This window comes from Odoribacter sp. N15.MGS-14, from assembly GCF_000980245.1.
GTDB lineage: Bacteria > Bacteroidota > Bacteroidia > Bacteroidales > Marinifilaceae > Odoribacter > Odoribacter splanchnicus.
The window spans coordinates 14854-31897 of record NZ_LARE01000038.1; the positions used below are offsets into that span (position 1 = coordinate 14854).

Consider the following 17044-nt stretch of genomic DNA (forward strand, 5'->3'; position numbering starts at 1 on the left):
ATACATAAATCAATTATGGTAGATTTTAAAAAGGTAAAAGCACCTAATAACACCATTACACGGAACCCTGCCGTATTGGCTGCAAAAGCCGATAATAATATTTATGAGGCTGTGGCCATTATTGCCAAAAGATCTAATCAGATTGCTGTCGAGATGAAGGAGGAACTGAGTCGTAAGTTGCAGGAGTTTGCTTCCTATACCGATAATCTGGAAGAGATTTTTGAAAATCGGGAACAGATTGAAATCTCCAAATTTTATGAGCGGATCCCAAAACCGGTGCTTATTGCTACCCAGGAATTCGAAGATGGGCAGATCTATTTCAGAAATCCGGCAACGGAGAAAAAAACAGAAGAGAAAAAATCGCTCTAAACAGTGATTTTGATGTACAGTTTTGTAAATGTACCAATGTACCGATAATAAGGAGGATACATTGGTACATTTTTAGTTAATAAGAAAACTCGTAATTCATAAATCTAGAAATAATTGTTTTTTCACGATGTTGAAAGGAAAGCATATTATCGTTGGGATAACCGGTAGTATAGCAGCATATAAAGCGGCTTCTCTGGTGCGTCTGTTAGTGAAAGAAGGGGCAGAAGTAAAGGTGGTGATGACGGAATTGGCCAAACAATTTATTACTCCATTGACTTTGGCTACATTGTCCAAACATCCGGTGATGGTAGAGTTTTATAATCCGGAAAACGGAGATTGGCATTCTCATGTGGATATGGGGCTTTGGGCCGATTTATACCTGATTGCTCCGGCGACAGCGAATACCTTGGGAAAGATGGCCCACGGTATAGCCGATAATTTGTTGCTGACGACCTATTTGTCGGCCAAATGTCCGGTAATGGTTGCTCCGGCGATGGACCTGGATATGTATCGTCATCCTGCTACCCGACAGAACCTGCACATTCTTCAAAGTTACGGGGTTCGGGTGATCGAGCCTGCTGCCGGTGAACTGGCAAGCGGTTTGGTGGGCAAGGGAAGAATGGCTGAACCGGAAGAGATCGTCGCTTCTATCCATCGTTATTTTGAACGACAGGGTGATCTGCTGGGTAAAAAGGTATTGTTGACGGCAGGGCCTACTTATGAAAAGATCGATCCGGTCCGTTTTATCGGGAATTACTCTTCGGGTAAGATGGGGTTTGCCTTGGCTGAGGAGTTCGCTGCCCGGGGAGCTGAAGTGGTTTTGGTCGCCGGACCTGTTTCCCGGCAAACCGAACATCCGGCGATTCGGCGGATAAATGTAGAATCGGCTGCGGAGATGTTCGAACAGGTGATGAACTATGCGGAAGACAGTCATATTATCGTTTCCTGTGCGGCTGTGGCCGATTTTACTCCCGACCGGAAGGCAGACCTGAAGTTAAAAAGAGGGGAAGAAGAGCTGGTGTTGAAATTGAAGCCGACCTGTGATATTGCGGCCGAATTGGGGCGCCGGAAACAAAAGGGACAGGTATTGGTGGGGTTTGCCCTCGAAACGGACGATGAAACAGGAAATGCCCTGCGGAAACTGCACAAAAAGAATCTCGACCTGATCGTTTTAAATAGTTTGAAAGATAGCAATGCCTGTTTCGGTTATGATACCAACAAGGTGACTATCATCGACCGGAATGAGGTGCAATGGCAATATGAACTGAAAAGTAAAAAGGAAGTCGCTCACGATATTGTCGATCGGATCGTACAGTTGGGGTGAGGGTTATGGCTATTTTTCGGAATTTTTCATTTTTGAGCGATAAAAATTTTACGGATATAAAATTTTTATATACTTTTGAGCTCTGATATGAAATCAGAACATCTGTATATCGGAATTTTTAAACATACTGTCGAGCATTTCAGACAGAATCGCCGATTTATTGATAAAGATTTATTAAACCAACATTGTCGTTAGACTTGTTGGTTTTTTTTTGTCTGTTAGTCAACAAACATTAAATATAGCGATATGAACACACACAGCTTAGTATCCATCGAAGATTACAGCAAAGAAGAGATTCTGGAAGTACTGAAACTGGCTTCTGAATTCGAAGCCAATCCGAATCAGCGTTTATTGGAAGGTAAAGTAGTGGCTTCCTTATTTTTTGAACCTTCTACCCGTACCCGGTTGAGTTTCGAGACTGCGATCAACCGTTTGGGGGGGCGTATTATCGGTTTTACAGATGCTTCTTCTTCGAGTGTCACCAAGGGAGAGACTCTGAAGGATACGATCAAGATGGTAGATAATTATGCTGACTTGATCGTGATGCGGCATCCGGTAGAAGGGGCTGCTAGATATGCCAGTGAAGTTGCGGTTCATCCTGTGGTAAATGCCGGAGACGGAGCAAACCAACATCCTTCGCAAACAATGCTCGATCTTTATTCTATTTACAAAACTCAGGGGACTTTGGAAAATTTGGATATTTGTATGGTCGGGGATTTGAAATACGGACGGACGGTACATTCTTTATTACAAGCTATGAGTCATTTCCATCCGACGTTCCATTTTGTCGCTCCTGAATCCTTGCAGATGCCGGAAGCTTATAAACTGCATTTAAAAGCATTGAATATCCCTTATTATGAACATACCGAACTGGACGAAGTGATCGGTAAAGCCGATATTCTGTATATGACCCGTGTACAACGGGAACGATTCGCCGATCCATTGGAGTACGAAAAAGTAAAAAATGTGTATATCCTGAGAAATGCTATGTTGGCTAATGCAAAAGAGAATATGCGTATCCTGCATCCGCTGCCTCGTGTAAATGAGATCGATGTCGATGTGGATGAAAATCCGAAAGCTTATTACTTCGAACAAGCCCGTAACGGTGTGTTTGCACGGCAGGCTATTATTTCCAAGGCTTTGGGATTGAAATAATGGAGGATTTGCAATTTACGGTTTAGGATAAAATCGTAAATCGGAAACCAAAATGTTGAAATTATAAATAGGATTTATTATGGCAAAGAAAGAATTACAAGTAAGCGCTATAGAAAACGGAACAGTGATCGACCATATTCCGGCAGATAAATTATTCGATGTGATCAACGTATTGGGAATCACTGGTATGGATAATGCAATGACCTTCGGCGCTAATTTGAAGAGTAGTAAATTGGGAAAGAAAGCAATCATCAAAATCTGGGATAAATTTCTGGAAGATGATGAAGTAAACAAATTAGCTTTGGTTGCTCCTTCTGCAAAAATCAATATCATCCGGGATTATGATGTCGTGGAGAAAAAGACAGTTAATGTACCGGAAAAGGTTGAAGGAATTGTCAAATGTATGAATCCCAAATGTATTACCAATCACGAAAAGGTAAGAACGAAGTTTACCGTAGTCAAGGATTCACCGATCGTCCTGAAATGTCATTATTGCGAAAAATTGACCGATCAGGAACATATGGAAATGAATTAAAAAGCTAAAAGCCAAAAGCTATAGGCACTTAAGAGAAATTCTTTTTTTGCCTATAGCTTTTTGCCTTCTAACCTATATTTTACCTGATATAAATTTCCAGTATTTCAGCTTCTGTTTCCGGTATTAAAAACAGGTTTTTTAGGATTGCAGGGACTAATATGGTTTCTCCTTTATTTACTTTCACGGTTTTATCGACATCGTAGACCAGGGTAAAATTACCTTCCAGACACATATAAATAACGAAAGAGTCCAGCTCGATATAATCTTTTTCTACTTCTTTGTCGAATTTCAGATAATTTGTCGTAAAATAATTACAGCTGACCAGTTCTTCGGTATGATTTTCGTGCTGATGATAATGGATGCTGTGCTGTTTTTGTTCACAGAAATTGATCACATCGGTAGCTAATTCGGTATGCAGTTCTCGTGGATTACCGTTCTTATCCCGCCGGTCATAATCGTAAATCCGGTAGGTGATATCCGATGTTTGTTGTATCTCTGCGATATAACAGCCTTTGCAGATAGCGTGTACCGTACCTGCCGGAATGAAAAAACAGTCTCCTTTTTCGACTTTCTCGGTGTTCAGCAGAACAGGCAGTGTATGATTGTGCAGGGCAGTAAGGTATTCCGATTTGTCGGTATCTTTATTGAAACCCATAATCAGTTCGGCATCCCGGTCAGTACCTACCAGGTACCACATTTCTGTTTTTCCATAGGCGTTATGACGGGCTTTTGCGGTTGCGTCGTCCGGGTGTACCTGGATGGAAAGATTGTCCCGGGCATCGATGTATTTGATTAACAAAGGAAATTCAATACCGAATTTTTCATAGATTTTATCTCCTACCAGATCTCCCATATAGATTTCAGTCAGTTCTTGCAGGGAATTCCCTTCGAGTGCCCCTTCGGATACGACCGAGATATTATCTTGTACTCCTGAAATTTCCCAGCTTTCGCCGATAGATTCTTTTACTTTCGGGTCGTTACTTTTGTAAGCTAGTTTGTCTCCGCCCCAGATCGTTTGTTTGAGGATCGGTTTAAATTTTAAAGGATATAACATAAGACTAATTTTATAGATTGATATATTATTTCCGGCATAAAAATTGTACCTTGCAAAGGTATAATTTATTAAAACGGGAAATTGAAATTTGAAGATTATTTTAGTTTAAAAACAAAGAAGATGATGAAATGGGGAAAATTACTGTTAGGAGTCGGATGGGCTTGTGTATTGTATGCTTGTAGCGATGATGATGGAAAAGACGATACGATCATGAATATGTCCGAATTGACAGGAAAGTATTGGTATTACAATGCCTGGTTGGGGGATAAATACGGGATGGGACAGTCCGATTTATTGGAAGTGATCCGCTTTGAAAAGGGAGGTGTTTTAAAGATGATGGAATTCGGCGGACGGAGGGTACATGCTATCGGTACCTGGACAGGTGGAGATAATCAGATTACGATGGATCTGGACGATGGGGACTCTATAGTTTGGAATGTGCAGCGGAGTGGACCGGATTATATTCAGACTATTGTGAATGCGCAAGGAGAACGGAAATATACGACTGATCCCGGGTATCTGGGCGAACTAACTGCCGACGCTTTTTTAGTAAACGAATATACGGACGGGAATCAGTTTAAAACGTATATCGGAGTCGATGTGCGGGGAAATAAAAATGTGAAAGAGGTGGCTTTGATTCCTGCCGACGGGAAATCTATCCCGGTGGAAAATCACGGGTATTTTTGGAGTGAGAGACAACCCCAGAGCGGTGATTATGTCGATTTCGGCGGAGAGAAACGGGAAGTGCGTTTCTATTTGCGGATAGGAAAAAATACACAACTGAAGTTACAGGATACCATCTATAGTCAGAATCTGCCTCAGCGTACTTTGAGTGAAAGTGGATTGGAGGCGATTACCGAACTGGGAACCGGGGCTTTGAAGGTTTCCTGGAATTCATACCAGAACCCCGATATTTATTATCGGGTGGAAATCTTCTCAAAGAAAATGGATTTGACACAACCTTATTTTGTCAGCCGGATTCAACCGGCTACGAGTACCGGAATGACGATCAATACGACTACTTCCGGCGAGGTAAACCGGATCGGCGAACTGATCAAAGGCGAGAGTTATCAGGTGCGGTTGACTGCCTTGATGTTCGAACCCGGCGTGGATGTGATCAATGATGAATATAGCTCTGCTAATTTGCAAGCTGTCACCTATTTTTCCAGAGGATTCCTTTGGGAATAAAAGCGCAGGTGAAACATCAGGGAGCGAGGAAATAATCGGATAGAGTGTGGGCCAGCCGAAGAGGCTGGTCTACGTGTATCCGGTGAGTTGCTTCCGGAATTGTCTTTTGCCGGGCCTTCGGGAAATAATATCGGGTGGCTTCGGTTATTTTTTCCGGTAAATAGTCCGAATGTTCGGCTTTTATAAATAGAATTTCAGCCTGATAAGGAGACCGGATATCGGGTATATTCCAATCCAACAGAGAAGATAGATTTTCCCGGATCGCTTTCGCATTAACCTTCCATTCGTATCCCTGAGGAGTTTTTCGGATATTTTTTAGCAAAATCTGAACTTCCTCTTCTGTAGAAAAATATTCCCGGACCGCTCGATGTATTTCCTGACGTCGGTGGAAATTTTGAAGCGGGGTAGTCAGGATATATTCCGACAGGCTTCGGTGCATAGTCTGCCTGTCTAAAGTATAGGCTTGCGGGCAGATATCTATGATTGCCGCTTTTTCGACGATTTCCGGACGTTTCAATACTAAATGCATCAATGTCTTGCCTCCTAGGGAATGTCCCGCCAGAAAAGGCCTTTGGGGTAAATTCAGTCGCCCGATCAATTCCTCCGTATCCTGGCTCAAAATGGTGTAATCGAATAATGAAGAATGCGGAGAACAGCCGTGATTTCTCAGGTCGGGCAGGATGACATGGAACCGGTGGCTCAATAGATCGGCTACGGGCAGCCAATTGTCCGAAGCTCCCCATAGGCCGTGAAGGATGATGAGGGGCGGATGCGTATTGATACCTTTTTCACGATAGAAGAGTTGCATATCAGGCTTTGGGTTTACCGATAAAAAAATGCTACCCCGAAAGATAGCATTTTTTCCAAATAAAGACAATGTATATTAGTCTTTCAGTTTTGCTTTCAGGAATTCGCGGTTCAGGCGTGCTATATGAGCGATGGAAATACTTTTCGGACATTCCATTTCACAAGCGCCGGTGTTGGTACAGTTTCCGAATCCGAGTTCGTCCATTTTAGCCACCATGGCTTTAGCCCGGCGGGCAGCTTCAATTTTTCCCTGTGGCAATAAAGCTAACTGAGAAACTTTTGCTGCCACGAACAGCATAGCTGAAGAGTTTTTACAGGTAGCCGCACAGGCACCGCATCCGATACAGGCTGCTGCGTCCATCGCTTCTTCCGCTTTGTCGTTTGCAATTGGAATTGCATTGGCATCAGGAACTCCACCGGTGCTGACAGAAACATAACCTCCGGCTTGCAGAATCTTGTCATAAGCTTTCCGGTCGACGATCAGGTCTTTGATTACCGGGAAAGCACCGCAACGCCAGGGTTCGATCGTTATCGTGGCTCCGTCTTCGAAACGGCGCATGTGCAATTGACAGGTAGTCACATCATCGTCCGGTCCGTGAGCACGGCCGTCGACGAACAGACTACAAGTACCGCAAATACCTTCACGACAGTCATGATCGAATGCTACCGGTTCTTCGTTTTGTTCTACCAGCTGTTCGTTGAGAATATCGAGCATTTCCAGAAATGAAGTGCCGGTAGAAATATTGTGAACTTTATATGTTTTAAACTCGCCTTTTGATTTAGCGTCTTTTTGCCGCCAGATCTTCAGAGTCAGTTCTTTTAATATTTTATCTGCCATAACCAATATTATTTTTGATTTCGGATTTACGATCGGGGTATAAGCCTGAACCGTAAATCACAAATCGTAAATTATTTATTTATAAGAACGTTGAGTAAGTTGGATGTTTTCGAACACTAATTCTTCTTTATGGAGTTCCGGTGCTTTATCTTCACCTTTGTATTCCCATACAGAAACATATTTAAAATGTTCGTCATCCCGTTTGGCTTCACCTTCTGCGGTCATCGATTCTACCCGTAAGTGTCCGCCGCAAGATTCATTCCGATCGAGAGCATCGTGAGCCATCAGGTCGGCGAGTTCTATAAAGTCGGCGACACGGGCTGCTTTTTCCAATTCGTTGTTCATCGCTGTAAATTCACCGGTTATGCGCAGATTTTTATAGAAATCTTTTTTCAATTCGGCGATCAGTTCGATGGCTTTCTTCAAACCGGCAGCTTCACGGGCCATACCGATGTATTCCCACATGATGTGTCCCAGTTCTTTATGGAAATGATCCGGAGATTTCGTTCCTTTGATGTCATACAAACGACGCAGACGGTCGGTGACATGTTTTTCAGCTTCGTCGAATTCCTTGGTATTGGTATTGATTTTCGGAGTCTGGATTTCTTTGGCCAGATAGTCGCCGATGGTATACGGCAGAATGAAATAACCGTCAGCCAATCCCTGCATCAAGGCAGAGGCCCCTAAACGGTTTGCCCCGTGATCAGAGAAGTTACATTCGCCGATAGCGTACAATCCGGGAATCGTAGTCATCAAGTTGTAATCTACCCAAAGTCCGCCCATAGAATAGTGGATAGCCGGATAGATCATCATCGGATTGTTGTAAGGATCCACAGCGGTGATTTTTTCGTACATCTGGAACAGGTTACCATATCGTTTTTCAATAGTATCCCGGCCTAATTGTGCGATAGCATATTTAAAGTCCAGGAATACGGCTTTACCTGTATTGTTGACTCCGAATCCGGCATCGCATCTTTCTTTAGCAGCACGTGAAGCGACGTCACGGGGTACCAGATTCCCGAATGCCGGATAACGGCGTTCCAGATAGAAATCCCGGTCTTCATCGGGTATATCGTTCGGATTTAAAGTGCCTGCCTGTAATTTTTTAGCATCTTCGATTTTTTTCGGTACCCATACCCGGCCGTCGTTACGTAACGATTCGGACATCAGGGTCAGCTTACTCTGCTGGTCTCCGTGTACAGGAATACAAGTCGGGTGAATTTGCACGAAGCAGGGGTTCCCGAACATAGCACCACGTTTGTAAGCTTGCCAGGCTGCACTACCGTTACATCCCATCGCATTGGTAGACAGGAAGAATACATTGCCATAACCTCCGGTAGCCAACACTACGGCATGGGCTCCGAAACGCTCGATTTTTCCGGTAACGAGATCCCGGGCGATTACTCCGCGTGCTTTACCGTCGACGATCACGATATCCAGCACTTCGTGGCGGTTGTACATTTTTACTTTACCGGCCTGAATCTGACGGTTCATGGCTCCGTAACATCCCAGCAACAATTGCTGTCCGGTTTGGCCACGGGCATAGAACGTACGGCTTACCAAAGCTCCACCGAAAGAACGGTTGGCCAGTAATCCGCCGTATTCACGGGCAAAAGGAACACCTTGAGCTACGCATTGGTCGATAATGGAGTTGCTTACTTCTGCCAAACGATATACATTGGCTTCCCGGGCACGATAGTCACCGCCTTTGATGGTTTCGTAGAACAAACGGAATACAGAGTCGTTATCGTTGGGATAGTTTTTGGCTGCGTTGATACCTCCCTGTGCGGCGATAGAGTGTGCACGACGGGGAGAATCCTGATAACAGAAAGCGGTTACATTGTATCCTAATTCGGCTAAGCTGGCAGCTGCAGAACCTCCGGCTAGTCCGGTACCTACAATGATAACATCCAGTTTCTTTTTGTTTGCCGGGCTGACAACACCAATATGAGCTTTGTGAGCTGACCATTTGTCTTTCAACGGTCCGGCAGGTATTTTAGCATCTATTACTGACATAATAAATTGATTTAAATTTTAAATTTTGATTCCAGACTTTAGATTGATAAAACCGAATTTATCAATCATCGATCATAAATAATTAGTTTCCCAGTCCTGCGATGAAATACAGTGGAATAATGCTGAAGCCTACTGCAAATACAATTGCAAAGAAATAAGCTAAACATTCCAGACGCTTTCTCCAGATATCATTTGAGAAACCGATAGTTTGGAAAGCAGACCAGAAACCGTGAGTGATATGTAATCCTACTAAAACGGCTCCCAGAATATAAATCAAACAGTATACAATGCTTGATTCGAATAAGCTGGAAACCAATGTGTAAGTATCTTCCATTTCAACACCTCCGACTGTAATGGCTGCCAACGGAGTTCCCAAAGACGGGAATTTAATGTTCCACCAGAAATTATACAGGTGGATCACCAGAAAGATCAACACCATTGCTCCCAGAATGTACATGTTGCGGGAAGCCCAGGTGGCATTTTGACTCTGGTTTCTCAGGGCATATTTCACCGGACGCGCTTTCTGATTCTGAAGAGTCAGTACAGAAGCCCAAATGATGTGAATGATAAACCCGATAGCCAGGATGGGTTCAATAATTTTGATAATCGGGTTCGTAGCCATAAAATGAGCTCCCTGATTGAATAAGGCCCCGCTATTATCAAAAATCAACAATAAATTTAGCGCCAGGTGGACGCAAAGAAACGAAATCAGAAAAAGTCCCGATAAACTCATGATGACTTTTTTTCCGATCGAAGAGGTCAAAAAATTGCTCATAATTTGTTTTATTTATTAATAACTGGTTTAATACCCTTTAATCCTGCAAAAGTATCCTTTTTCTTTAACTTTACCCTATTTTAATACATTAGAATGATTCTAAATTCGGAATTTTTTCTGTAATAAAAACGGGGGCTGAAATACTTTGAAAACTAATTGTACCTGATTTTACTTTCTTCCAAAGCCTGATATATAATATCCTGTATTTGGGTCCGTATATTCATTTCAGATAATTTTGTGTTAAATTCGTCGGGATAAGTCCGGTTGGATAAAAATAGGTATAACAGCTTGTTATCCGGATCGCACCAGGCCATAATCCCCGTGAAACCGGTATGTCCGAAGCTGGTCAAAGGGAGACACTTACTGACCGGATTGATCTTGGTTTGATCCGGTTCGGGTTTGTCGAAACCCAGGCCTCTGCGGTTTTTAGGAAACAGATTGTTTTTACAGCTGAAGGTGACCATCGTTTCGGGTGAAAAATAATATTCTCCTCCATAGGTTCCTCCGTTCAGATACAATTGCATCATTTTGGCCAGGTCTTCTGCTGTTGAAAAGAGACCGGCATGTCCTGCAATGCCACCGAGCAGCGCTGCGACAGGGTCGTGTACATAGCCCTTGAGTTCCGTTTTGCGGTAAAGTTTATCGACACACGAAGGAACCAGATTATTTTTATTCAGGCGTTTGTGAGCAAGAAAATCGGTATGGTGCATACCTAATTTCCGATAAAATTCTTCCTGACAGTATTGGTCTAACGATTTTTCAGTTACATGTTCCACTGCGAATTTCAGAAGAATAAACCCCAAATCGCTGTAGGCATATTCTTTTTTAGGATTTAGCGGTGAATGAAGTATACAGGACCGGATCGTGTCCTGGTAGGCCGGGAACATATAAAGTCCGGGTTCCATGTATTTATAGCCCGGTTTCGGGGAATTGGAGACCGTGCTGTCTTTAAACCGATAATTGAGATTTACATATAACCTGTCTTTCAGGCGGGTGGTGTTGTGCGCTGTCCGTTTGCTGGTAAATAAAGGTCCGGGGAGCGATTTCGGATCGATAGCATCCGTAAATAAAGGCAGAAAGGTTTTCAAACCTGCATTGTGGCATAGTACTTCCTGTACGGTGATGTCTTTTTTATCGGTCTCTTTTAATGGAGGATAATAGTCCGACAACGGAGCCGCCAAATTGATTTTCCGGGAATCGTACAGTTTGATTATGGCCGGTAGGGTGGCTGTGATTTTGGTTACGGAGGCCAAATCGTAAATGTCGGATGTTTTGTTGGGAGTCGTTTGTTTGTAGGTATGATGACCGAAGGCCTTATTGTAAAAGATATTACCGTCTTTGGCAATCAGCACCTGACAGCCGGGGGTGGCATGTGCCTGGACCGCCAGTTGGCAGATGGAGTCGATTTTGGCTAATTTTTCAGAATCCAGGCGGCACATCTCCGGACTGGTATAACTCAGTCTGGTTTTGGGCGTTTGAATACCTGTACCGGCCGGATAATCCGGATTTACACAAACCGGGAGCCGGGCAGTCATGGCTATGCCTCCGAAAATGGCTTGTGCCGCATACTGTTGGGCATAAAGATGATTTTCGTAGCTGAGCAATAAAGCATCGGTCGGGAGGGAAGCGTAGGAAGCGAGACCGTATGGGATGCCCGGATGGCATAAAATGATTCGCTTGCCGGTTTGCTGCCGGATCAGGGTATCTAAGACCGGCGAATAACCGAAATCTTTTTGAGCCGAATTCGTACTCAGATTATTATAAATAATGATACAATTAAACGGTTGGAGCTTTTTTTGCAAATTCCGGAGTTCTTCGTCCGATAATTTTTTGTTTGCTACGAAGTGAGTGACTTGAGTATAACGTTCCAGTGTCGTTTGAAAATTGTTTACTGCTCTGGCTCCGAAATTCAGACTGGCGATACGGAGGGTATCCAGGCGTTTGAGGGGAAGTAAAGAGTCTGTATTTTTAATCAGGGTGATGGCTGCCTGGTAAAGTTGTTGCTTCAGAGCTATGTCGGTAGGAGAGTTGAGACGTGACCATAGACCCGGGGTTTCGGCCGGATAAACATTCGGTAATACATATTTTTGCTTTGCTTCCAGTATCTTCCGGCATTTTTCATCGATCGTTCGCTCGTCCAACAGGCTATCGGCCAGGGCTTTTTTGATCGCTTCCACTGCTTTTCCCAGATTGGCCGGAAAAAGGAGCATGTCGTTACCTGCTAGCAGCGCTTTTACTTCTGCTTCGCCGGGCTGGGAATTTTGGGTTACCCCCTTCATATTCATGGCATCGGTGAAGCACAGGCCGGAGAAGTTCAGATCCCGGCGTAACAATTCCTGAATGACCGGGCTGGAGAGAGAAGCCGGAATGCCTGTCGAATCTATCGATTTAACCGCCAGATGGGAGACCATAACCGCCGGAATGCCGGCTTCGATCAGATGCTGGTAAGGATAGAGTTCGACAGAGTCGAGGCGTTGGCGGGAATGTGGGATGACAGGCAGGGTATGGTGAGAATCGGTATCGGTATCTCCATGCCCCGGAAAGTGTTTGATGACGGGAAGCACGTTTTGACTCAAAGAGCCATAAGCATATAAGATCGCTTTTTGGGTAACCTCCTCCGGGTCTTCGCCGAAAGAACGCATTCCGATGATCGGGTTCCGGGGATTGCTATTGATATCTACTACCGGGGCGAAGTTTACGTGAACCCCTAGTTCCTGGCAATGCCGGGCGATAGTTGCTCCCAAAGCATAAATCAGACTATCTTTCCGGATAGCCCCGTTGGTCAGCATTTTGGGGAATTCCATCGCAGTTTCCAGGCGCCAGCCTACTCCGTGTTCCGCATCCATCCCGATCATTAAAGGATATTTCGCTGCTTTTTGATACCGGTTGGTTAGTTTGACTTGCTGAGTCGGTTTCCCCTGAAAAAAAATGAGCCCTCCGACGTGATATTGCCGGATTTGTTTTTCCAGTTCGTTTTCGTAATTTTCGTTCTTGTTGCTGTAGGCCGCAATCATGAAGAGTTGGCCTATTTTTTCATCCAGACTCATTTGGTGGAGGACCGAATCGGCCCAGGAATGCCGGGATGCTTCGGCCGGTTGGGAATAACTCCCCTGAAATACCAGAAGACCTATAAACAGTAAAATGATTTTTTCTTTCATATCCGGAATGCGTACTTGCTAACTAGAAATATTCCCGCAAATGTACGAAAAAACAGAGGGTACCGTGTTGACGATACCCTCTGTTGTATGCTAATGAATGTTAAATTATTTCAACAATTCAGCTACTTTATTTTGTAATTCTTCTCCTCTCAAATCTTTGGCAACAATAACATTGTTTTCGTCCAATACAACCAAGTGAGGAATTCCATTTACACAATAAAGTTGTGCAGCTGCATTTTGCCATCCTTTCAAGTCGGAAACGTGATTCCAGGTCAATTTATCATCTTCGATCGCTTTCAACCAGGCATCTTTATCCTCATCCAGAGATACACTCAGAATTTCGAGTCCTTTCGGATGGAATTTCTCATACATTTTCACTACGTTGGGATTTTCTCCACGGCAAGGGCCACACCAGGATGCCCAGAAATCGATCACTTTTACTTTACCTTTGATAGAGTGCATAGACAGCGGTTTTCCGTCGGGAGTATTCAAAGTAAAATCAGGAGCAACCTGGCCAACAGCTACTGCAGATAATTTTTGGATTCTGTCGGCGATTGTTTTTCCCGGTTCTGTTGCTTTGGCATTTTCACCCAGGGTATTGAATTTTTCGACTAGTTTTTCATAATCATATTCGTAGAGTTTGCCGGCTAAAAAATAAGCAGCGACATAGCTGTCTGCATTCGCTTTGTTTATAGCATCTTCTTTAGCTTCATAATCTTTCATCAAGTTCTCGTACTGCTCCTGCAATTCTTTCATTTTAGCTTCATTCTTTTCCTGGTAGGCAGTCCTGTAACTTTGGTTCAGCTCATTAGCCATTTTACCCATTTCGTTTGAGATTGCGGTATACTGATTGGCTATTCCTTGGGTGGCAGTCCCTTCGATTTTGGTAGCTGTCGGATTTTCCAGATTTAAGTTTGCAGTAAAATCGGCATTCTCTACAAAAATGAGATTCTGTCCCCGTTGTCCTTCAACGGCGATAAAAGCTGGGGTCAGCCCGGCAACGCTACCTGTCAGTTTGAATTTACCTTCGGCTACAGGAGCTTTGGCCAGTGTGTCGATCGTACGTCCCTGACGTTGTAATAAATAGACGTTATTCGCTTCGCCTCCTGTGATAGTCCCGTTGATATTGTATTTCGGTGTTGTGTCACAGGCTGATAGTGATACGGCTATAACAGCTAAAGATAATAAACTTTTCTTCATGATTTTAGAGTTTGTGATAAAAATTAACAAATACAAAGATAGGGATAAAAATAACAAAACGATGCTTCGGGCATCGTCTTGTCATGTTAATGTTTAGTTAATCTTTCGCTTCATAAACCAGAATTCATTGAAGCCGACATTAATACGGACCTTTGCAAATTTTTCCTGAATCAAACCGTTTTGTTCTGTTCCACGGATGCCCAGATCGAATGCCACGCCAAGGAGAAGGATTCCGTTACGGGCCGTGTAAAAAGGAATTTGAGAACCGAAGGTGATGGCGTAAGTATTGATATCTACATTTTTGACATCGATGCCGGAATGAATAAAATAGCCTCCTAACATATAACTGTTGCGCTGCCACCAATAACGTCCCAGCCGTTCCGGTGTCCAGGACAACCCTAAGGCTGCTTTATGGTAATCTTTCAGTTCCTGATTTTTACCGAACTCTTCATAAACAGACATCTTTTGGAACGTATAGTCTCCGGCAATATCCCATTTCCGGTTGTATCTGAAATCGAATCCGCTCAAAATACGGAATGGATATTTGATATATCCCCGCTTTAAAGTCAGATCGTTGAGCATCTCGGTTGTGTTAGTACTGGAATTGACGCTATAAGCCATATAATCGGTTTTGGACCTTAGTTTTTGTGTAAAATTGAAAGCCGATCCCAATGTCAGAATGGATTTGGGAGACAGATTCAAAGTATATTGGATGCCGGGGGTAAACAAAACATCGTGAATACGATTGTTTTCACTGGTTTTGATAATTTTACTACCTTCGATCATCGTGGTCAGGGTTTGACGTTTTTCGATCTTACCGAAAATTAAAGACGTGTTCAAACCGATCGATAAGTTTTTATATCTCCAGCCTAATCCAAGGTAAACGTCATTCAGTCCGCCTTCTCCCTGAATATTTTGTTGGAAGTAAGAATCCGAACTTCCAGGGATCACGTTTGTATAAGACAGGTCGTAGCCGATATCCGATTTTTCTGTGAATCCCAGAGACATATACATGTTTTTATGGAGACGGAACGCTATGTTGAATGCCGTGTTTTGTGCCACCCGGTAACTTGCATTTTCTTTGTAGGTAGACAAATGGGCATACTCGCCCGTGACACCGAATTGGAAATAGAGCCGGGTTGTATCCAGGGCCGTATAAGATGCCGGATTCAGATAATTGATATTGCCGTTGTCGCGCATAGCTGCCGCAACTCCACCCATAGCGTTGTAAGGACCGGCATTTTCTGTCTGTAAACCGATTCCATATACAGAGTATGGGGTTCCGATGTTATCCTGTCCGTACACCTTAAAAATGAATATAGACAAAAACGTTATAAGGAATATTCTTTTCATAATTGTTCGATATCGGAGAATGATTCTTGTTTAGTCTTTATAACTTGCATAATATACCCTCAATACAGGCACGTCTTTTATAATCATACGATTAAAAGAAGAAGTTAAATTAGGTATGGTCAATAACAGCTGTCTGACATCCTTGGAGTCGGAATACCGGGAAATTGTTTGGTAATAATCGGTAATGTCGAAAATATACCTGTCTTCTTCATTATTTTCAGTTTTTACATATTTCCCGGTAATGGGATTATTGGTACTGTTATAAGCCACACCTTTTATTTCATTAATCTTGTTCGTATAATAAACACTGATCGTTGATGGATAAGCAATTTCCGGCGAAGCCCATACCCGGGGTTTTATTTCAATTTCAGCTTTTACCACGGTTTTATAAGTCGATTGAACATCGGGTTCCGGAAGGACCATTTTTACCATGTATCCACTAAGCCCTTGAACGATAGCCATGTCATGTTCTGTGAATTTCACTTCTTTTGTCTGTTCAGTCAGAGCTTCGAAACCATAAGTTGTCGAAGGTATATTTTTTACATTAAAATATTGGTATTCATTTCTCTGACTCAATAGCTTCAAATCGTAAGTATACTTTTGGTCTGCATTATGATAATGAAACCGCATATACAGGCTGTCCGGGATCATTTCCAGGCTTAACAAACAATTATTGTCTTTTCCACTTTGAATAGCCAGACCTTTAAAGTAATTGATAAATTTATAATAGCTGATCTCACTATTGCTGTTCGGCCTGAAAATAGGATCGTCGTTTTGCATCATAGCAAACATTCCTTCGGTCAGCGTATCCTTCTCGAGTTTGAAATATACCTGATTCATAATCATCCTTTTGGGAATAAAACTGACTGTTGCCAATTTATCTCCCCATGGAATAGAATCCCGGTTATAAAAGTAGTCGTTTTGGTCTGTCCTGAATTCCGGCAAGCGGGCCAAACGATAAAGTGAAAGTGTTTGAGGAGTAGCTGTTTCTGTTGTATCTCCCCAAATATTTTTCCCTACTTTGAAATGGAAGGTGACCGAATCCAGCAAATACCGGAAATTGATAGACGGTTGGGAAACCGGAACGATCTGAAAACAGGGGGATGCCGTCGTGACACCACTATATTGATCTTCATAGCGGCCCATGAACATTTCCGTAATGGCCGAACCGTATCTTCCGCTGGAGGTGATAAAGGAGTCTATTTTTATCGTGCCTGTTTCCTTCAACAAGGTGGTTTGTACTTCAATATGATTTCCATTATTAATCAAATC

Annotated in this window: 14 protein-coding genes; 5 read left to right on the forward strand and 9 right to left on the reverse strand. The window is 43.1% G+C overall.

Going from position 1 to position 17044, the window contains the following annotated elements:
- The first annotated feature begins 15 nt into the window (after positions 1 to 15).
- The 4 genes from WS34_RS09335 to pyrI all read left to right on the forward strand — a co-directional run bounded on the left by WS34_RS09335 (position 16) and on the right by pyrI (position 3383).
- Positions 16 to 369, forward strand: a complete 354-nt coding sequence (locus WS34_RS09335) for a DNA-directed RNA polymerase subunit omega (protein WP_013613375.1) — start codon at positions 16 to 18, stop codon at positions 367 to 369.
- Between the two features lie 127 nt (positions 370 to 496).
- Complete coding sequence (gene coaBC, locus WS34_RS09340) at positions 497 to 1693, forward strand: bifunctional phosphopantothenoylcysteine decarboxylase/phosphopantothenate--cysteine ligase CoaBC (RefSeq protein ID WP_046403074.1); 1197 nt, start codon at positions 497 to 499, stop codon at positions 1691 to 1693.
- A gap of 246 nt (positions 1694 to 1939) precedes the next feature.
- Positions 1940 to 2848, forward strand: coding sequence for an aspartate carbamoyltransferase (pyrB, locus tag WS34_RS09345; protein WP_013613377.1), 909 nt, complete (start codon positions 1940 to 1942; stop codon positions 2846 to 2848).
- Positions 2849 to 2927: 79 nt separating this feature from the next.
- The gene (gene pyrI / locus WS34_RS09350; protein ID WP_013613378.1) at positions 2928 to 3383 is read left to right on the forward strand and encodes an aspartate carbamoyltransferase regulatory subunit; all 456 of its coding nucleotides are present in this window, start codon (positions 2928 to 2930) and stop codon (positions 3381 to 3383) included.
- A 79-nt stretch (positions 3384 to 3462) separates the two neighbouring features.
- Here the strand turns inward: pyrI and WS34_RS09355 are convergent, their stop codons facing one another.
- Complete coding sequence (locus WS34_RS09355; RefSeq protein WP_046404432.1) at positions 3463 to 4437, reverse strand: type I phosphomannose isomerase catalytic subunit; 975 nt, start codon at positions 4435 to 4437, stop codon at positions 3463 to 3465.
- 120 nt (positions 4438 to 4557) lie between these two features.
- On the opposite strand from WS34_RS09355, the gene WS34_RS09360 reads away from it, so the two are divergent.
- On the forward strand, positions 4558 to 5625 hold the full coding sequence (locus WS34_RS09360) for a hypothetical protein (RefSeq protein ID WP_022161219.1): 1068 nt from the start codon (positions 4558 to 4560) through the stop codon (positions 5623 to 5625).
- A gap of 16 nt (positions 5626 to 5641) precedes the next feature.
- Here WS34_RS09360 and WS34_RS09365 read toward each other — a convergent pair whose 3' ends face one another.
- The 8 genes from WS34_RS09365 to WS34_RS09400 form a co-directional block, all read right to left on the reverse strand.
- The gene (locus tag WS34_RS09365) at positions 5642 to 6433 is read right to left on the reverse strand and encodes an alpha/beta fold hydrolase (RefSeq protein WP_022161220.1); all 792 of its coding nucleotides are present in this window, start codon (positions 6431 to 6433) and stop codon (positions 5642 to 5644) included.
- Between the two features lie 75 nt (positions 6434 to 6508).
- Entirely contained in the window at positions 6509 to 7270 is a 762-nt protein-coding gene (locus WS34_RS09370; protein WP_013613382.1) for a succinate dehydrogenase/fumarate reductase iron-sulfur subunit, read from the reverse strand.
- A 75-nt stretch (positions 7271 to 7345) separates the two neighbouring features.
- Positions 7346 to 9286: a fumarate reductase/succinate dehydrogenase flavoprotein subunit gene (locus WS34_RS09375; protein WP_022161221.1), complete on the reverse strand. Its 1941-nt coding sequence runs from the start codon at positions 9284 to 9286 to the stop codon at positions 7346 to 7348.
- A gap of 82 nt (positions 9287 to 9368) precedes the next feature.
- On the reverse strand, positions 9369 to 10061 hold the full coding sequence (locus WS34_RS09380; protein WP_022161222.1) for a succinate dehydrogenase cytochrome b subunit: 693 nt from the start codon (positions 10059 to 10061) through the stop codon (positions 9369 to 9371).
- Between the two features lie 152 nt (positions 10062 to 10213).
- The gene (locus WS34_RS09385; protein ID WP_022161223.1) at positions 10214 to 13219 is read right to left on the reverse strand and encodes a serine hydrolase domain-containing protein; all 3006 of its coding nucleotides are present in this window, start codon (positions 13217 to 13219) and stop codon (positions 10214 to 10216) included.
- 105 nt (positions 13220 to 13324) lie between these two features.
- Entirely contained in the window at positions 13325 to 14419 is a 1095-nt protein-coding gene (locus WS34_RS09390; RefSeq protein WP_087394374.1) for a TlpA disulfide reductase family protein, read from the reverse strand.
- Between the two features lie 93 nt (positions 14420 to 14512).
- On the reverse strand, positions 14513 to 15772 hold the full coding sequence (gene bamG, locus WS34_RS09395; protein WP_229098333.1) for a BamG family beta-barrel-assembly machinery protein: 1260 nt from the start codon (positions 15770 to 15772) through the stop codon (positions 14513 to 14515).
- A 30-nt stretch (positions 15773 to 15802) separates the two neighbouring features.
- Positions 15803 to 17044 (reverse strand): DUF4270 family protein (locus tag WS34_RS09400; protein WP_046404437.1); only part of this gene is annotated, 1242 nt, incomplete at its 5' end.

Bases quoted from the DNA above. Each gene is read 5' to 3' on its own strand.
- WS34_RS09335 (WP_013613375.1), top strand. From the start codon at position 16: ATGGTAGATTTTAAAAAGGTAAAAGCACCTAATAACACCATTACACGG.
- coaBC (WP_046403074.1), top strand. From the start codon at position 497: ATGTTGAAAGGAAAGCATATTATCGTTGGGATAACCGGTAGTATAGCA.
- pyrB (WP_013613377.1), top strand. From the start codon at position 1,940: ATGAACACACACAGCTTAGTATCCATCGAAGATTACAGCAAAGAAGAG.
- pyrI (WP_013613378.1), top strand. From the start codon at position 2,928: ATGGCAAAGAAAGAATTACAAGTAAGCGCTATAGAAAACGGAACAGTG.
- WS34_RS09355 (WP_046404432.1), bottom strand. From the start codon at position 4,437: ATGTTATATCCTTTAAAATTTAAACCGATCCTCAAACAAACGATCTGG.
- WS34_RS09360 (WP_022161219.1), top strand. From the start codon at position 4,558: ATGATGAAATGGGGAAAATTACTGTTAGGAGTCGGATGGGCTTGTGTA.
- WS34_RS09365 (WP_022161220.1), bottom strand. From the start codon at position 6,433: ATGCAACTCTTCTATCGTGAAAAAGGTATCAATACGCATCCGCCCCTC.
- WS34_RS09370 (WP_013613382.1), bottom strand. From the start codon at position 7,270: ATGGCAGATAAAATATTAAAAGAACTGACTCTGAAGATCTGGCGGCAA.
- WS34_RS09375 (WP_022161221.1), bottom strand. From the start codon at position 9,286: ATGTCAGTAATAGATGCTAAAATACCTGCCGGACCGTTGAAAGACAAA.
- WS34_RS09380 (WP_022161222.1), bottom strand. From the start codon at position 10,061: ATGAGCAATTTTTTGACCTCTTCGATCGGAAAAAAAGTCATCATGAGT.
- WS34_RS09385 (WP_022161223.1), bottom strand. From the start codon at position 13,219: ATGAAAGAAAAAATCATTTTACTGTTTATAGGTCTTCTGGTATTTCAG.
- WS34_RS09390 (WP_087394374.1), bottom strand. From the start codon at position 14,419: ATGAAGAAAAGTTTATTATCTTTAGCTGTTATAGCCGTATCACTATCA.
- bamG (WP_229098333.1), bottom strand. From the start codon at position 15,772: ATGAAAAGAATATTCCTTATAACGTTTTTGTCTATATTCATTTTTAAG.